The sequence below is a fragment of the Vibrio crassostreae genome (assembly GCF_024347415.1).
Lineage (GTDB): Bacteria > Pseudomonadota > Gammaproteobacteria > Enterobacterales > Vibrionaceae > Vibrio > Vibrio crassostreae.
Genome location: NZ_AP025476.1, coordinates 616512 through 633188 on the forward strand (window position 1 = coordinate 616512; position 16677 = coordinate 633188).

Here is a 16677-nt window from a genome sequence, read left to right on the forward strand (position 1 = left end):
CGATCCATCAAGTTTGCGATATGTGGATAAAAAAAGCGCGCTAGTAAATTAGCGCGCTTTTGGGATTGAGATGTAAGAAGTTGATTAAGGTAGTGGGTTTAACTCAATCAACTTTTCTGTTCTTAACACAGCGTCATCTAGGTTTAGTTGTTTATAAGCTTCTAGCTGAATCTTTAAAGATTTACGCGCTGCAATGGTATCTGGGTAAGTCTTTTGCAACTCTTGTGTTCTGTTAATAGCAGCAATCCACGCTTCGCGACGTAGGTAGAAATCAGCGGTTGCTAAATCATAGTCGGCTAGGCGATTCTTAAGTGCGAACATGCGTTTTTGTGCATCTTCAGCATAGGGGCTGCTAGGGAAACGTTCGAGTAGTCGCTTGAAGTCAGCAAAAGCGAGTTTTACTGGTTCTGGGTCTCGGTCACTACGGTCGATATTAAAAATATCGTGCATGAAGTTTCGGTCTTGCGCCATGTGCGTTAAGCCGCGCATGTAAAGAACCCAGTCTTGTTTCTCATGAGTTGGGTTCAAACGTAGGAAACGTGAAATGGTAGCAAGGCCAAGTGCCAAGTCATCATTTTTGTAGTAAGCGTAAATCAGATCGAGCTGTACTTGCTCAGAATAGGCGCCGAATGGGTAACGTGAGTCTAGGGCTTCTAGCTTTTCTATTGCTGAAAGCCAGCTACCGCTCTGTAGTGATTCTTGAGCGTCAGAGTAGAGAACCGATGGCGGTACATCTGGCACTATCTCTTCACTACTTGAACAACCAACCAAGAGTGATACGGCTAATAGACCCGATAAAGTAAGGTGTTTCATGTCAGGCGTCGATTCCTTGAATTAAATATTTCGTAAGCTTCCGTTACTTTCTAACCAGTAACAGATACAATGATGCAATTATTCTATTTTATCCATACTAATGGGTATTAGTCTCACGGTTTTTAAAAAAGTTCGATATGGCTCAGCAGATCACATTAACAGACACAGTAAAAAGCAGCCAGTTAGGTCAACGTTTAGACCAAGCTGTCGCTGAACTATTTACCGATTTTTCTCGCTCTCGCATTAAAGAGTGGCTTCTTGACGGCAAAATCCAAGTGGATGGCGAAGTTATTACTAAGCCGCGCGTTAAGGTTTTGGGCGGTGAAGAGATCATCTTGCAAGCTGAACTTGCAGATGAAGAACGCTGGGAAGCACAAGATATTCCTCTAGACATTGTCTACGAAGATGATGACTTATTGGTTATCAATAAGCCTCGCGATCTGGTTGTACACCCAGGCGCAGGCACACCGGATGGAACCATACTAAACGCATTGCTTTTCCATTACCCACAGATTGCAGAAGTGCCTCGTGCTGGTATTGTGCACCGTCTTGATAAAGACACAACAGGCCTTATGGTTGTGGCTAAAACGGTTCCAGCTCAAACTCGTCTTGTGCGTGCTCTTGCTAAGCGTCGTATTACTCGTGAATATGAAGCAATTGCAATTGGTAAAATGACCGCTGGTGGTGTGGTAGAGAAAGGCATTAGCCGTCATGCAACTAAGCGTACCTTAATGGACGTAAATGAATTAGGAAAGCCAGCGGTAACTCACTACCGTGTTGCTGAGCACTTCCGCGAGCATACTCGTATTCGTCTACGCCTAGAAACGGGTCGTACTCACCAAATCCGTGTTCACATGTCATACCTTCAGCACCCGCTGCTAGGTGATGTTGCATATGGTGGCCGTGCTCGTATTCCAAAAGGTGCATCTGAAGAACTAACAACAATGATTCGTTCTTTTGACCGCCAAGCACTGCACGCAGTCATGCTTAAATTTGTTCACCCAATTACAGGTGAAGAAGTTGAGTTCCACGCTCCTGTGCCAAATGACATGGTTGTGATGGCTGAAGCGTTGCGTGTTGATGCTCGCGAAAATAAAGAAGAAGACATTTAATATGTCGTTGATCATCCCTAACTGGAATGCACCCAATAACGTGAAGGCATTTGCGTCGACACGTGTAGGTGGCTTTTCTACTGGTGCGTATCAAGGATTAAACCTAGGTACGCATGTTGGGGATGATGCTTCGCTTGTTGAAAACAATAGAACTTGGCTTAAGCAGCAAGCGAACATGCCGGCAACTCCGGTATGGCTAAATCAAACCCATTCAACAGATGTTGTTACGGTTTTACAACCTACGGCGGATATTCTTGATGCTGACGGTGCATTTACCACTGCTAAAGGTGTTGTTTGTTCTGCGATGACAGCTGATTGTTTACCTGTAATCCTTACTGATACGAAAGGCACTCAAGTTGCTGCCGTTCATGCTGGTTGGCGTGGTCTTGCTGGTGGAATTCTTGAAAATGCCGTCGCAAAGTTTTCGAAACTAGATTCAGAGAATAAGATCATTGCTTGGCTTGGGCCTGCAATAGGCAAACAAGCCTTTGAAGTCGGCGATGATGTGTTGGAAGCGTTTGTTAGCTTTGACCCTCAAGCTAAGCTTGCATTTAAAGCCAAGCCTGAACAGGGTAAATGGCTAGCGAATATGTCTCAGCTTGCAACGCAACGACTGAACAAAGTTGATGTAACTTCTGTGATAGACTCCAATCTATGCACCTTCGCTGATGCGGATGCGTTCTATTCTTATCGTCGTGATGGCATTACGGGACGCCAAGCTACTTTTATTTGGTTAGAGTAATCTTTAGCTAGTGCAACTAGTCATCCAGCCCATTTATATTTTCATATAAACTCTATTCTTCATTCTTATCCCTTGAAAATCCGCGTTACCGTATCCATCTTCTAAGCATAAGATAAACATATCTAAGAGTAGGAAGGTTGGCATGCGTCTCGATCGATTCACTAGTAAATTCCAAATTGCGATATCTGATGCTCAGTCACTCGCATTAGGTCGTGATCACCAATATATAGAACCTGTACACCTAATGGTGTCTTTGCTGAATCAAGATGGTAGTGCAATTCGCCCATTGCTCACCATGCTGAATATTGATGTGGTTCAATTACGTTCTAAATTGAGCGAAATATTAGACCGAGTGCCTAAAGTCAGTGGCATTGGTGGTGACGTTCAGCTATCGAATGCGATGGGAACGCTGTTTAATCTATGTGATAAGGTCGCGCAAAAGCGTCAAGACAGTTACATATCTTCAGAAGTATTCCTACTTGCTGCCATTGAAGACAAAGGCCCTTTAGGAAACCTACTTAAAGAGCTAGGTCTTACCGAGCAAAAATTATCTCAAGCAATTGAACAAGTTCGTGGCGGCCAAAAGGTCGATGACCCGAATGCGGAAGACAGACGTCAAGCACTAGAGAAGTTCACCATTGATCTGACGGAAAGAGCAGAGCAAGGCAAGCTTGATCCGGTAATTGGCCGAGATGACGAAATCCGTCGCACTATCCAAGTACTTCAACGCCGTACTAAGAATAACCCTGTCATTATCGGTGAACCTGGTGTCGGTAAAACAGCGATAGTCGAAGGTTTAGCGCAGCGTATTATCAATAATGAAGTACCGGAAGGTTTGAGAGGCCGACGTGTACTTTCGTTAGATATGGGCTCTTTGATTGCCGGTGCTAAATATCGTGGTGAATTTGAAGAACGTTTGAAATCAGTTCTTAACGAATTATCAAAAGAAGAGGGCAACATCATTCTCTTCATCGATGAAATTCACACCATGGTAGGTGCGGGCAAGGGTGAAGGCTCTATGGATGCGGGTAATATGCTGAAACCAGCATTGGCCCGTGGTGAACTTCACTGTGTAGGTGCAACGACACTCGATGAATATCGCCAGTATATAGAGAAAGATCCCGCGTTAGAGCGTCGATTCCAAAAAGTGATAGTCGATGAGCCAACCGTGGAAGACACAGTCGCAATTCTCCGCGGTTTGAAAGAGCGCTATGAACTTCACCATCATGTAGAAATTACCGACCCAGCGATTGTCGCAGCGGCAACCTTATCTCATCGATACGTTTCTGACCGTCAGTTGCCAGATAAGGCGATTGATCTGATTGATGAAGCGGCTTCGAGTATTCGTATGCAGATCGACTCAAAACCTGAGTCACTAGATAAGCTCGAGCGTAAGATCATTCAGTTAAAGATCGAGCAGCAAGCTCTTACTAATGAGAATGACGAAGCCAGTGAAAAACGCCTTCGAACACTACAAGAAGAGCTTTCTGATAAAGAACGAGATTTCGCAGAGCTCGAAGAAGTGTGGAATGCAGAGAAAGCCGCACTTTCTGGCACACAACACATCAAGTCCGAGTTAGAACAAGCTCGTATGGATATGGATTTTGCAAGACGTGCTGGTGATCTTAACCGAATGTCTGAATTGCAATATGGTCGAATCCCAGAATTAGAGAAGCAGTTAGATCTTGCGACTCAAGCTGAGATGCAAGAGATGACCTTACTACGTAATAAGGTCACGGATGCAGAAATTGCAGACGTACTATCGAAGCAAACAGGTATCCCTGTTTCTAAAATGCTAGAGGCTGAGAAAGAGAAGCTTCTTAAAATGGAAGGTGTTCTGCACAAGCGTGTTATTGGTCAAGCGGAAGCAGTAGAAGTGGTATCGAACGCGATTCGTCGTAGCCGTGCTGGTTTATCTGATCCGAACAAGCCGATTGGCTCCTTCTTATTCCTTGGCCCAACTGGTGTTGGTAAAACCGAGTTATGTAAAACACTCGCAAACTTCATGTTTGATAGTGACGATGCAATGGTGCGCATCGATATGTCTGAGTTTATGGAGAAACACTCTGTTGCTCGTTTGGTTGGTGCTCCTCCAGGTTACGTTGGATATGAAGAAGGTGGCTACTTAACAGAAGCGGTACGCCGCAAGCCCTATTCGGTGATTTTGCTAGATGAAGTAGAGAAAGCGCATCCTGATGTATTCAATATATTATTGCAGGTGCTTGATGATGGACGCTTAACTGATGGACAAGGTCGGACCGTCGACTTTAGAAACACGGTAGTGATCATGACTTCGAACCTTGGCTCTTCGAGAATTCAAGAGAACTTCAATACGCTCGATTACCAAGGAATAAAGAATGAGGTGATGGAAGTAGTAGGCAAACATTTCCGTCCTGAGTTTTTGAATCGAGTTGATGAAAGCGTTGTGTTCCACCCATTAGGTCAAGAGCACATTCAATCGATAGCCGCTATTCAGCTTGAGCACCTCAAGAAGCGAATGGAAGACAATGGTTATGAGCTTGAAGTCTCGGATAAAGCACTCAAGTTAATTTCTCAAGTCGGTTTTGACCCAGTATATGGTGCACGACCTTTGAAAAGAGCGATTCAACAAAGTGTCGAGAACCCTTTAGCGAAAGCAATATTGGCAGGAAAAATTAATCCAGATAAAAAAGTACAACTATTAGTAAACAACGACCGCATTATTGCTCACCAGTAGTTGAAGTAAGAATTGTAGGTACGATTGGCCAAAATCAAGGTGTAATCGTACCTATTTTGAACGCTTTGTGTGAATAGTGTTCGAACGGTCGCCGGTGGCGGTTTTTTTTCGTTTTTGGCCTTGTGCAAAGGATTATTCTCTCTATAATGCGCCTCCGTTACCAAGGATAACCAAGCGGTTTGAACTGAATAACGAGACGGTGATAAGCATTTAAGATGCTTTGAAAAATTAGCTGGAAAAAGTGTTTGACACTGGAACCCAATTCGCTAGAATGGCCGTCCACTTTGAGAGGCTCCTTACTAAAAGGAACGCTCAATAAGTAAAGCTCTTTAATAATTTAAACCTATCAATCTGTGTGGGCACTCGTTGATGAATATCAAAACGTTTTATCGTTAGATAAAACAGATTCTTCGGAATCAAAATTGATTTCAATGAACTGAGTGACCAATACGTTTAACTACTTGTAGTTATTCGGCACAGTCAATTCATTATCATTCTGTTGGAATGGTAATAGCTTTAGAATTACATGTTCATGTTTACATGAATATTAGTTTTGAAGTCAGTATTCGTTGAGTCACAAAATCTTAAATTGAAGAGTTTGATCATGGCTCAGATTGAACGCTGGCGGCAGGCCTAACACATGCAAGTCGAGCGGAAACGACACTAACAATCCTTCGGGTGCGTTAATGGGCGTCGAGCGGCGGACGGGTGAGTAATGCCTAGGAAATTGCCTTGATGTGGGGGATAACCATTGGAAACGATGGCTAATACCGCATAATGCCTACGGGCCAAAGAGGGGGACCTTCGGGCCTCTCGCGTCAAGATATGCCTAGGTGGGATTAGCTAGTTGGTGAGGTAATGGCTCACCAAGGCGACGATCCCTAGCTGGTCTGAGAGGATGATCAGCCACACTGGAACTGAGACACGGTCCAGACTCCTACGGGAGGCAGCAGTGGGGAATATTGCACAATGGGCGAAAGCCTGATGCAGCCATGCCGCGTGTATGAAGAAGGCCTTCGGGTTGTAAAGTACTTTCAGTTGTGAGGAAGGGGGTAGCGTTAATAGCGCTATCTCTTGACGTTAGCAACAGAAGAAGCACCGGCTAACTCCGTGCCAGCAGCCGCGGTAATACGGAGGGTGCGAGCGTTAATCGGAATTACTGGGCGTAAAGCGCATGCAGGTGGTTCATTAAGTCAGATGTGAAAGCCCGGGGCTCAACCTCGGAACTGCATTTGAAACTGGTGAACTAGAGTACTGTAGAGGGGGGTAGAATTTCAGGTGTAGCGGTGAAATGCGTAGAGATCTGAAGGAATACCAGTGGCGAAGGCGGCCCCCTGGACAGATACTGACACTCAGATGCGAAAGCGTGGGGAGCAAACAGGATTAGATACCCTGGTAGTCCACGCCGTAAACGATGTCTACTTGGAGGTTGTGGCCTTGAGCCGTGGCTTTCGGAGCTAACGCGTTAAGTAGACCGCCTGGGGAGTACGGTCGCAAGATTAAAACTCAAATGAATTGACGGGGGCCCGCACAAGCGGTGGAGCATGTGGTTTAATTCGATGCAACGCGAAGAACCTTACCTACTCTTGACATCCAGAGAAGCCAGCGGAGACGCAGGTGTGCCTTCGGGAGCTCTGAGACAGGTGCTGCATGGCTGTCGTCAGCTCGTGTTGTGAAATGTTGGGTTAAGTCCCGCAACGAGCGCAACCCTTATCCTTGTTTGCCAGCGAGTAATGTCGGGAACTCCAGGGAGACTGCCGGTGATAAACCGGAGGAAGGTGGGGACGACGTCAAGTCATCATGGCCCTTACGAGTAGGGCTACACACGTGCTACAATGGCGCATACAGAGGGCAGCAAGCTAGCGATAGTGAGCGAATCCCAAAAAGTGCGTCGTAGTCCGGATTGGAGTCTGCAACTCGACTCCATGAAGTCGGAATCGCTAGTAATCGTAGATCAGAATGCTACGGTGAATACGTTCCCGGGCCTTGTACACACCGCCCGTCACACCATGGGAGTGGGCTGCAAAAGAAGTGGGTAGTTTAACCTTTCGGGGAGGACGCTCACCACTTTGTGGTTCATGACTGGGGTGAAGTCGTAACAAGGTAGCCCTAGGGGAACCTGGGGCTGGATCACCTCCTTATACGAAGATACTCACAATAAGTGTCCACACAGATTGATGGTTTAATAAGTTAAGAGTAGGAAATACTTTTCCAGATGGGGCTATAGCTCAGCTGGGAGAGCGCCTCGCTGGCAGCGAGGAGGTCTGCGGTTCGATCCCGCATAGCTCCACCATCTTTAAGTGTTCTTCCTTAAGAATCTTTAAAAATGGTTATTTCTTTAATTAGAAAAATCTAGCTCTTTAACAATTTGGAAAGCTGACTGATTACTTAATTGGTTTTCACTTTAAAAAGTGAATTCAAACAGCTCAAGGCTGTGATTAAGTTAATCAAATTTAAAAGTTCTCAATGTTTATCTTTCATTAGATAAACACAACAAACACATTCAAGTGTCTTGGCTTTTTGTCTTCACTTTTTAAAAGTGGAAATAAAGAGTGATTCAAACTTAGTTTGAATCGAAATTGAGTCCGGCAAACAGTCATTGAGAATTAACCCTTCTTAATGACAACCAAAAACCTTGGTTAGTTGCCATACGCTTATTTGTCTTCACTTTTTAAAGTGAAAGCAAATAGAAACCCTTTCGGGTTGTATGGTTAAGTGACTAAGCGTACACGGTGGATGCCTTGGCAGTCAGAGGCGATGAAAGGCGTAATAACTTGCGATAAGCCCAGATTAGGTAGTAATAACCTTTTGAGTCTGGGATTCCTGAATGGGGAAACCCACTTACATAAGTAAGTATCCTGTTGTGAATACATAGCAGCAGGAGGCAAACCGGGGGAACTGAAACATCTAAGTACCCCGAGGAAGAGAAATCAACCGAGATTCCGAAAGTAGCGGCGAGCGAAATTGGATTAGCCCTTAAGCTTTTAATGAGACAGATGAAGGCTCTGGAAAGTGCCGCAACAAAGGGTGATAGCCCCGTAATCGACATCTCATAATCAGTGAAAACGAGTAGGGCGGGACACGTGATATCCTGTCTGAATATGGGGGGACCATCCTCCAAGGCTAAATACTACTGACTGACCGATAGTGAACCAGTACCGTGAGGGAAAGGCGAAAAGAACCCCTGTGAGGGGAGTGAAATAGAACCTGAAACCGTGTACGTACAAGCAGTAGGAGCACCTTCGTGGTGTGACTGCGTACCTTTTGTATAATGGGTCAGCGACTTAATTTTAGTAGCAAGGTTAACCGTTTAGGGGAGCCGTAGGGAAACCGAGTCTTAACTGGGCGTACAGTTGCTAGGATTAGACCCGAAACCAGGTGATCTAGCCATGGGCAGGTTGAAGGTTGAGTAACATCAACTGGAGGACCGAACCGACTAATGTTGAAAAATTAGCGGATGACTTGTGGCTAGGGGTGAAAGGCCAATCAAACCTGGAGATAGCTGGTTCTCCCCGAAAGCTATTTAGGTAGCGCCTCGGACGAATACTACTGGGGGTAGAGCACTGTTAAGGCTAGGGGGTCATCCCGACTTACCAACCCTTTGCAAACTCCGAATACCAGTAAGTACTATCCGGGAGACACACGGCGGGTGCTAACGTCCGTCGTGGAGAGGGAAACAACCCAGACCGCCAGCTAAGGTCCCAAAGTATAGCTAAGTGGGAAACGATGTGGGAAGGCTCAGACAGCCAGGATGTTGGCTTAGAAGCAGCCATCATTTAAAGAAAGCGTAATAGCTCACTGGTCGAGTCGGCCTGCGCGGAAGATGTAACGGGGCTAAGCTATACACCGAAGCTGCGGCTACGTACCTTAGGGTATGTGGGGTAGGGGAGCGTTCTGTAAGCCGTTGAAGGTGGTCTGTAAGGGCTGCTGGAGGTATCAGAAGTGCGAATGCTGACATGAGTAACGATAAAGGGAGTGAAAAACTCCCTCGCCGGAAGACCAAGGGTTCCTGTCCAACGTTAATCGGGGCAGGGTAAGTCGACTCCTAAGGCGAGGCCGAAAGGCGTAGTCGATGGGAAACGGGTTAATATTCCCGTACTTCTTACAATTGCGATGGGGGGACGGAGAAGGCTAGGTGGGCCTGGCGACGGTTGTCCAGGTTCAAGTACGTAGGCGGGTGGTTTAGGTAAATCCGGACCGCTACTAACGCTGAGATACGATGTCGAGCTACTACGGTAGTGAAGTCATTGATGCCATGCTTCCAGGAAAAGCCTCTAAGCTTCAGATTGTAAGGAATCGTACCCCAAACCGACACAGGTGGTCGGGTAGAGAATACCAAGGCGCTTGAGAGAACTCGGGTGAAGGAACTAGGCAAAATGGTACCGTAACTTCGGGAGAAGGTACGCTCTTATCAGTGAAGTCCCTTGCGGATGGAGCAGACGAGAGTCGCAGATACCAGGTGGCTGCAACTGTTTATTAAAAACACAGCACTGTGCAAAATCGTAAGATGACGTATACGGTGTGACGCCTGCCCGGTGCCGGAAGGTTAATTGATGGGGTTAGACTTCGGTCGAAGCTCTTGATCGAAGCCCCGGTAAACGGCGGCCGTAACTATAACGGTCCTAAGGTAGCGAAATTCCTTGTCGGGTAAGTTCCGACCTGCACGAATGGCGTAATGATGGCCACGCTGTCTCCACCCGAGACTCAGTGAAATTGAAATCGCTGTGAAGATGCAGTGTACCCGCGGCTAGACGGAAAGACCCCGTGAACCTTTACTACAGCTTGGCACTGAACATTGAACCTACATGTGTAGGATAGGTGGGAGACTTTGAAACCGCGTCGCTAGATGTGGTGGAGTCGTCCTTGAAATACCACCCTTGTAGTTTTGATGTTCTAACGTTGGTCCCTGAATCGGGATTACGGACAGTGCCTGGTGGGTAGTTTGACTGGGGCGGTCTCCTCCCAAAGAGTAACGGAGGAGCACGAAGGTGGGCTAAACACGGTTGGACATCGTGTGGTTAGTGCAATGGCATAAGCCCGCTTGACTGCGAGAATGACAATTCGAGCAGGTGCGAAAGCAGGTCATAGTGATCCGGTGGTTCTGAATGGAAGGGCCATCGCTCAACGGATAAAAGGTACTCCGGGGATAACAGGCTGATACCGCCCAAGAGTTCATATCGACGGCGGTGTTTGGCACCTCGATGTCGGCTCATCACATCCTGGGGCTGAAGTCGGTCCCAAGGGTATGGCTGTTCGCCATTTAAAGTGGTACGCGAGCTGGGTTTAGAACGTCGTGAGACAGTTCGGTCCCTATCTGCCGTGGGCGTTGGAAAATTGAAAGGGGCTGCTCCTAGTACGAGAGGACCGGAGTGGACGAACCTCTGGTGTTCGGGTTGTCATGCCAATGGCATTGCCCGGTAGCTAAGTTCGGAATCGATAACCGCTGAAAGCATCTAAGCGGGAAGCGAGCCTTGAGATGAGTTTTCCCTGGCGCTTTAAGCGTCCTAAAGGGTTGTCGTAGACTACGACGTTGATAGGCAGGGTGTGTAAGTGCTGCGAGGCATTGAGCTAACCTGTACTAATTGCCCGTGAGGCTTAACCATACAACACCAAAGGGGTTTTGTGGACTCAAAACTATTTGTCTCCGCTTTTTAAAAGCAGAAACAAAGTACAAACGCTTGAATGAGTTTGAAGAGACTTTTAAAGCTCTATTAAATAGAGAAGCAGCTTTCCAGATTATTTTGCCTTCAGTTTTTAAAAAGCTGAAAGTAAAAGCAAAATTTGCTTGGCGACCATAGCGTTGTGGACCCACCTGATTCCATGCCGAACTCAGAAGTGAAACACAATAGCGCCGATGGTAGTGTGGGGCTTCCCCATGTGAGAGTAGGACATCGCCAGGCTTTAAATTAAATCTTTAGGTTGACCAACCTGGAGATATGGACGCTCACTTAGTGAGTTGACCACTGCGGAGTGGTAGTTCAGTTGGTTAGAATACCGGCCTGTCACGCCGGGGGTCGCGGGTTCGAGTCCCGTCCACTCCGCCACTTATTCAGAGTTTCAGCTCTTTAAAACTGAAATAGGGGTGTAGCTCCAATTGGCAGAGCAGCGGATTCCAAATCCGCGTGTTGGGAGTTCGAATCTCTCCACCCCTGCCATCTTCAAAGTGCATTTTTATGCATGAAAAAAGGCCACTCAATGAGTGGCCTTTTTGCTATCTGCGATTTATTTTATCGACGCTTTCTTCGCTTCTTTGTGATGCTTTTTGCTTTCACAACACGCCCACCTTTGGCGAAGCGATACCCCTTCTTTAACGTGCCGTTTCTTTTGACCCCGGTTTTAGCCATTCTTTTTTCCCTCTAAAATTGTTTCAATGATGGTTAAGCGTTTATCTTGCTTCCATAACACAACGAGTAACGCTATCCAGGTCGGTGATAAGCCCATGCTGTTCAGTGAGACGAGTAGCTCCATTACTTACCCCTGAATTTAAATGAAAAGAACTCCAGTAAGTAACGCACCATAGAACGAAACCCAAACGTGTCGATGACCACCGCGCCCACTATGTACCAATAGTACTCGGGCACAAATTCCAACGCTTTGAACCCTTCTTGAACATACTCCGCATAGTCTGGGATAAACGACAAGATCAGAGGAACAAACACCACCAAGAGAATGAACTCATCTTTAAGGCCGCGATCTTTGAGGCTCACCCTATCTAAATCGACGGCCTGTTCATCTCCAGACTGTAAACGCTTCACTTGAGCTTGGTGACGCTCTTGCTCGATCTCATCTTGTCGCTTGAGGGCATTCGCTTTATTGAGGCCGTGCTGCTTATAGGCATCAATGCCGCCAGTGATGAGGTTGGCGATGGCGCCTATCATGCGTAAACCCGTTTATCGAGCTCCACATGAGGCCCATCTTTAAAGCTGACCCAATCCCCACCCCAGATAATAGGCACATTCAGCTCTTTTGCCGCTTGTTTAAACGCCCAACTCACTTGTTCGTAATAACTAAAGCCCCACGTGACTTTGCTGTTTTCGTCATACACCACAAAATCAATCGCATGGCCTGACTGGTGCCGGCTTTTTTTACTGTAGCCATCGAGTTGGCTAGCGCCTTTTTTGAAGAGCGCATTTTGCTCTTCGGCCGTTCGCTTTCCCGAGGTAATGCCAAAATCATACGGGGTTAACTCAATCGCCCTGCGAACCACGCGTTTGAGATCGCCATGAACCCCAATCATGCGAGACTCGCTTCTTGCTGATAACGCAAACTGATTGAGTGCTTTATCGACGGTTTTTTTGTTCATGAAATACACTCCTAGTAAAGTGAAGAGCACAACGAGCGCACTCAACTTTTTAATGGTCATTATTCAAAGTCCGGTAACAGGGTCACGAGTAACGATCGAGCGGTTTCGCGCTTGGAGAGAACCTCTTGGGGGACGTCTGCGCCGGTTTCTACTTTACGGACTAAGTAAAAATCGGTCGCATCAAGGTAATGTTTAGCCTTTGCGCGCCTTTCAGATTGTTCTTTATTTTGTTGAGCCTCCAGTGACAGGACAAAAGCCTCACCAGTCCATCGGTAGAGTTCGGGATTAACGGCGACGTCTTGCGTAAGTTGGACATCTAAACTGATTAATTGAGTTGACGCTTGAGGCGCGTTGATCGTGACAATTCGCCCCTGCGTATCGACCTGTATCATCGCTCTAACTCCTTAAAGGTCGTTCGAGACACAATGCACACTTGAATATCAATATAATTGCAAGTAAATATGATTTTCTTCGCGTTGCTCGGGGTCAAAATAGGAATGAAATAAAATCGCATTGAAAAGCCAGCCACAAAGGGAACTACCATTGACCTATGGCTATTAGCTATCATCTCGTCATGATCATCAAAGCATTGAGACCAAAAGGTGACTTGATCTAAGTTCCTTGAATTTTCGCTATCCGCCCAACCCACTCGTACTTCCAGTAGCTCTACATCATCTGACAGAGAAAACTCTACTTGTCGGTTTGTGGCATCTGAAACTTGAGCATACTGGTTGCTTAATACTAATGACTGAAAACCACCGTTTCCCGTCTCATCACCACGACTGCCAATAGGGTTGTGAAGTTCAAACATTAGATAAACTCCCCAATACGAACACCATTCCCAGCAACGCCTTCCAATGTAATGGCTTCATTGCTTTTGATAAGTACATGACCACCTGCGACAACCTCAATAAACCCTTGAACCAAAACAGAGCGATCATTATCTTGATAGGTTTGAATAAAGAGTCCTTTCCGCTCTTCATTTCCCGCAATGCTTTGTTCATCTCCCGTTAAATCCAGATAGCCCGTATCGACCTTTTGCAAGGTGTAAAGCTCAGCAAGCTTCTTCACAGTTAGCGTGTCATTTTGAATGCGTGTCTTCACTTCTGCTTGAACGGCACTGACAGTGATGGGGGTTAAGATTTCGCTAATCGTGACGGAATTATTAATATCGATGTTTTGAGATTTGGTGCTGATGGGAATGTCCGCCACTTGATATTCAACCGTGACAGGTTCCGCCTGATGGTTAAAAAGTTCAAGCTCATCAAAACGAGTGATATCCACCGTATCACCCCGCCCGATTTCTGTAGGACGTAACGCGTCTCCGCGAAGCATGAGGGAATGGCTGGCTTCACGAATGATGAGGTATTTGCCCGCCTGACCTGCATTAAATTGAATGCTTTCGCCTGGGCTTAGAGTTTGGAGTTGTTTCATTTATTACGCTCCGCCACTAAATAGGCCATGGTGATTAACGTGCCAAGAATGCCGACCATAAGAGACACGTTCTTCAACAGCTCATTATTGCTTTCGTTCTCACCCGTTTGCTCTCTTGCTTTGGACGCGTTCGCCATGGCAATCGCGGCTTTGGTGGTTTCCGTTTGTTGACCCGCCATGGATTTAATCGAATCGATCGCATGCTCACTCAGGTTCGTGTTTGCCCCTATCGCGTACTCACTAAGGTCAGCGTTGGACCCTAATGCACTCTCACCAAAACTCAATGCCTCTTCGAGGGCACTTTCACCAAAATTAAACGACGTATCTACGGTCTCTGACGCCAAATCTAAGGCATTATTACCAAAGTGAAACGCTTCTTCCGCGGTCTTACCCGCCACCGCCATGGCGCCGTGGTCCGTCATGCTTAAATTAATATCAGATTTTTCTATCCCTGACAGAGCAAAGCCATTGTTATCACCACCTATGCCCTGACTGTTGCTTTTGTTGGTGGTCGTGGTGATGGTTTTCGCATTGCTCTTTGATTTACTCCGTCCACCCATGTCATCAAACCTTATTTGTAATACGTGCTCATTCTTGTGGGTCTCAATCTCTCGCACGGGCAATTGCAATTTACGTTGAATGTAGCGATAAGCGCCGCGCTGATTAAAGTGGGCGCGAATCGAATCAAACCCATGCGCCACTCCGTGATTGAGGGCACTGAGCGTCCCTATGGCCATGTCACCCGCTAAAGCGACCACAACCAGCTCCTTAGCGCCAGAGGGGGATTGCTCACCGCGTAGCAACATAAACGTGTCTTCGACTCGATAGAGGGACTCTCGCCCCGCTTTTACTTCAATTTCAGCCTTCTTTAGGTAGTCACCAAGCGCTTGACTTAACTTCGGCTTAGCGTTTCCCCACGTCTCAGGAATTAAGTTACTTTCGAGTGAAAACATACAGCGCAAGAAGCGCGACGAGCGCTATTCCCCACCACGGTATGCCGTTATGACTGCCAAAGTTCATTGCGCCGGCCGTAAAGCCGCTGTTGTTGGTGGTGTTGGAGGTGTTCCCAGACGTTGCGGGTCCCGAAGACCCGCCCGTCAAACCACCGCCACCCGTTAAAGAAGTCAATGAACCTAGCATGAGCGAAATACTCCCGATTTATAGGCAAGGTAGAGCAAAGCCATCACCGCAGTCGCAGTTAAGGTTTTTTTGAGCCCCTGACTCACTCCAACCCCGAGTGCCGTTCCCAGACCCAGACCGCCCAAACCGATGAAAAGTAATGGCATGCGCTAATCCTTGAAGAGAACAATGAGAAGAACCACCACCAAGAGCGCCGCTATCCCACCGCCCACATAAAGCAGGGTGTTATCTTTCACTACGGCAGAACCCCCTTGTGGCGTCGTCACGGCATTGCCGTTATTGTCGACCGCCGGGGTGTTCGGTTGCTGCGTGGTGTTGGGATTGGACGAATTTGCGTTGTGGCCAAATAACCAATCGGCATTTTCGCCCACGCTATCGAGTGCACCCTCACCAAACTCCAACAGGTCATCAAAAAAGCTCATGCGCGCTCCTTAGTATTTACCTGTGAGCATTTCAGGGCGAACCACTTTCACCGATTCAACCAAAATAGGGATTGAGCCGGCGACGTCACTCGTGGTCACTGAAAATTTCAAATTAGAGCTGTGTTGTGTTGGGAAGAGCTCATCAATAGAAAAACCACGCACAATCGGATCAAAGTGAAAGTAACCCGCTTGCGGGGTACGTTCGTTTCGTTTGGCGTTCGCTTCATTGATGAATTTGTTGGCTTCGTACTCTTTCACAAAGTCACGTTCCACCTCGAGCTTAGTGATCCCCGCGTACATAAAGTGCGCACGACGCAAGCTGATTAACGGACTTGAGACTAAGCTCGTAAATTCGTTTACCCCTTCTGCGTTCGCTGGCATGGTTTCACGCTTTATCATTGGAACCAAGATTCGGGCAGGTTGCGCATTGGTGACCCAAGCATGAACCTGAATAGACAGGGGATCGCCGCCGGCTTTCGCCTTGAACTGAACATCCAAATGGATGTTATCGCCCGCTTCTGTCACCAGTCCTGTGTAACGAACCCCATTTTTAGTGCGAGCGGTAATATCACTGAATGGGATCACGTAATGGCCGGTGGTATGAGCACGTTGCTTGTAACGCTCTAACATGAGGATCTCACTGCCCGTTAAGACATAGATTTCTTCTGCGTTCAGCGTAATAGACAAGCGTTCAATCTCGGCGGCCTCGGCATTCGTCTCTAACACTAACTCATGGTAAGTCGGCCCAACAGGAATAGGCAGCGTGCCTTTTTGTCCCCAAGCGGCCCCGACCATGGAATTCAGTTTGATTGGTTTTACTGACATGTTTGTCTCTCCTTAAAACCAGCCACGTTTGCCGTTGATGAGTTGTTTGACTGCTTCTAACGTTGAGACGTTATTAATGATGGCAATCATCAGTAAGGTCAGGACAACAGCAATCAAGATGTTTTTATGCTGAGCTTTCATACACTCCCCTGTCTCTCGACGTTGGATCT

The 16677-nt window shown here is 46.9% G+C and carries 15 protein-coding genes, 3 tRNA genes and 3 rRNA genes; 9 read left to right on the top strand and 12 right to left on the bottom strand.

The annotated features are described in order from the left end of the window. Positions 1 to 84: 84 nt before the first annotated feature. Positions 85 to 813 carry an outer membrane protein assembly factor BamD gene (locus tag OC193_RS02820; RefSeq protein ID WP_048658084.1) on the bottom strand — a complete coding sequence of 243 codons (729 nt, stop codon included), beginning with the start codon at positions 811 to 813 and terminating at the stop codon, positions 85 to 87. Positions 814 to 950: 137 nt separating this feature from the next. Between OC193_RS02820 and rluD the strand changes: the two genes are divergently transcribed. The 9 genes from rluD to OC193_RS02865 all read left to right on the top strand — a co-directional run bounded on the left by rluD (position 951) and on the right by OC193_RS02865 (position 11538). Then, positions 951 to 1925 carry a 23S rRNA pseudouridine(1911/1915/1917) synthase RluD gene (rluD, locus tag OC193_RS02825; RefSeq protein ID WP_019820953.1) on the top strand — a complete coding sequence of 325 codons (975 nt, stop codon included), beginning with the start codon at positions 951 to 953 and terminating at the stop codon, positions 1923 to 1925. Between the two features lies 1 nt (position 1926). Further along, on the top strand, positions 1927 to 2667 hold the full coding sequence (gene pgeF, locus OC193_RS02830) for a peptidoglycan editing factor PgeF (protein ID WP_019820954.1): 741 nt from the start codon (positions 1927 to 1929) through the stop codon (positions 2665 to 2667). 142 nt (positions 2668 to 2809) lie between these two features. Then, the gene (clpB, locus tag OC193_RS02835) at positions 2810 to 5383 is read left to right on the top strand and encodes an ATP-dependent chaperone ClpB (protein WP_048606842.1); all 2574 of its coding nucleotides are present in this window, start codon (positions 2810 to 2812) and stop codon (positions 5381 to 5383) included. 586 nt (positions 5384 to 5969) lie between these two features. Beyond that, a 16S ribosomal RNA gene (locus OC193_RS02840) occupies positions 5970 to 7524 on the top strand. 76 nt (positions 7525 to 7600) lie between these two features. Continuing rightward, a tRNA-Ala gene (locus OC193_RS02845) sits at positions 7601 to 7676 on the top strand. Positions 7677 to 8092: 416 nt separating this feature from the next. Then, a 23S ribosomal RNA gene (locus OC193_RS02850) occupies positions 8093 to 10986 on the top strand. A gap of 181 nt (positions 10987 to 11167) precedes the next feature. After that, a 5S ribosomal RNA gene (gene rrf / locus OC193_RS02855) occupies positions 11168 to 11283 on the top strand. The 16S, 23S and 5S rRNA genes sit together here with 3 tRNA genes alongside, the layout of an rRNA operon. Before the next feature lie 67 nt (positions 11284 to 11350). Next, positions 11351 to 11427 (top strand) — tRNA-Asp (locus OC193_RS02860). 34 nt (positions 11428 to 11461) lie between these two features. Beyond that, a tRNA-Trp gene (locus OC193_RS02865) sits at positions 11462 to 11538 on the top strand. A gap of 181 nt (positions 11539 to 11719) precedes the next feature. Here OC193_RS02865 and OC193_RS02870 read toward each other — a convergent pair. The 11 genes from OC193_RS02870 to OC193_RS02920 all read right to left on the bottom strand — a co-directional run bounded on the left by OC193_RS02870 (position 11720) and on the right by OC193_RS02920 (position 16648). After that, complete coding sequence (locus tag OC193_RS02870; RefSeq protein ID WP_258166914.1) at positions 11720 to 11851, bottom strand: hypothetical protein; 132 nt, start codon at positions 11849 to 11851, stop codon at positions 11720 to 11722. Next, a complete protein-coding gene (locus OC193_RS02875; RefSeq protein WP_048666168.1) occupies positions 11851 to 12261 on the bottom strand; it encodes a hypothetical protein in 411 nt (136 codons plus the stop codon). Before OC193_RS02875 ends, OC193_RS02870 begins: the two co-directional genes overlap by 1 nt. Then, positions 12258 to 12686, bottom strand: a complete 429-nt coding sequence (locus OC193_RS02880) for a M15 family metallopeptidase (protein ID WP_048666169.1) — start codon at positions 12684 to 12686, stop codon at positions 12258 to 12260. The genes OC193_RS02875 and OC193_RS02880 overlap by 4 nt, the downstream gene beginning before the upstream one ends. A 59-nt stretch (positions 12687 to 12745) precedes the next feature. Further along, the gene (locus tag OC193_RS02885; protein WP_132960289.1) at positions 12746 to 13078 is read right to left on the bottom strand and encodes a hypothetical protein; all 333 of its coding nucleotides are present in this window, start codon (positions 13076 to 13078) and stop codon (positions 12746 to 12748) included. Beyond that, positions 13075 to 13497, bottom strand: a complete 423-nt coding sequence (locus tag OC193_RS02890) for a hypothetical protein (RefSeq protein ID WP_132960287.1) — start codon at positions 13495 to 13497, stop codon at positions 13075 to 13077. Before OC193_RS02890 ends, OC193_RS02885 begins: the two co-directional genes overlap by 4 nt. Beyond that, positions 13497 to 14120 carry a hypothetical protein gene (locus OC193_RS02895; RefSeq protein WP_017083725.1) on the bottom strand — a complete coding sequence of 208 codons (624 nt, stop codon included), beginning with the start codon at positions 14118 to 14120 and terminating at the stop codon, positions 13497 to 13499. Before OC193_RS02895 ends, OC193_RS02890 begins: the two co-directional genes overlap by 1 nt. Then, positions 14117 to 15073 (bottom strand): hypothetical protein, encoded by a 957-nt coding sequence (locus OC193_RS02900; RefSeq protein ID WP_048666120.1) that lies wholly within the window; start codon positions 15071 to 15073, stop codon positions 14117 to 14119. The genes OC193_RS02895 and OC193_RS02900 overlap by 4 nt, the downstream gene beginning before the upstream one ends. After that, positions 15054 to 15260: a hypothetical protein gene (locus tag OC193_RS02905; RefSeq protein WP_048669409.1), complete on the bottom strand. Its 207-nt coding sequence runs from the start codon at positions 15258 to 15260 to the stop codon at positions 15054 to 15056. The genes OC193_RS02900 and OC193_RS02905 overlap by 20 nt, the downstream gene beginning before the upstream one ends. Before the next feature lie 149 nt (positions 15261 to 15409). Next, positions 15410 to 15682, bottom strand: coding sequence for a hypothetical protein (locus OC193_RS02910; RefSeq protein WP_017083729.1), 273 nt, complete (start codon positions 15680 to 15682; stop codon positions 15410 to 15412). Positions 15683 to 15691: 9 nt separating this feature from the next. Continuing rightward, positions 15692 to 16507, bottom strand: coding sequence for a major capsid protein P2 (locus OC193_RS02915; protein WP_017081564.1), 816 nt, complete (start codon positions 16505 to 16507; stop codon positions 15692 to 15694). A 12-nt stretch (positions 16508 to 16519) separates the two neighbouring features. Beyond that, complete coding sequence (locus tag OC193_RS02920) at positions 16520 to 16648, bottom strand: hypothetical protein (RefSeq protein ID WP_017081565.1); 129 nt, start codon at positions 16646 to 16648, stop codon at positions 16520 to 16522. Positions 16649 to 16677 lie beyond the last annotated feature (29 nt).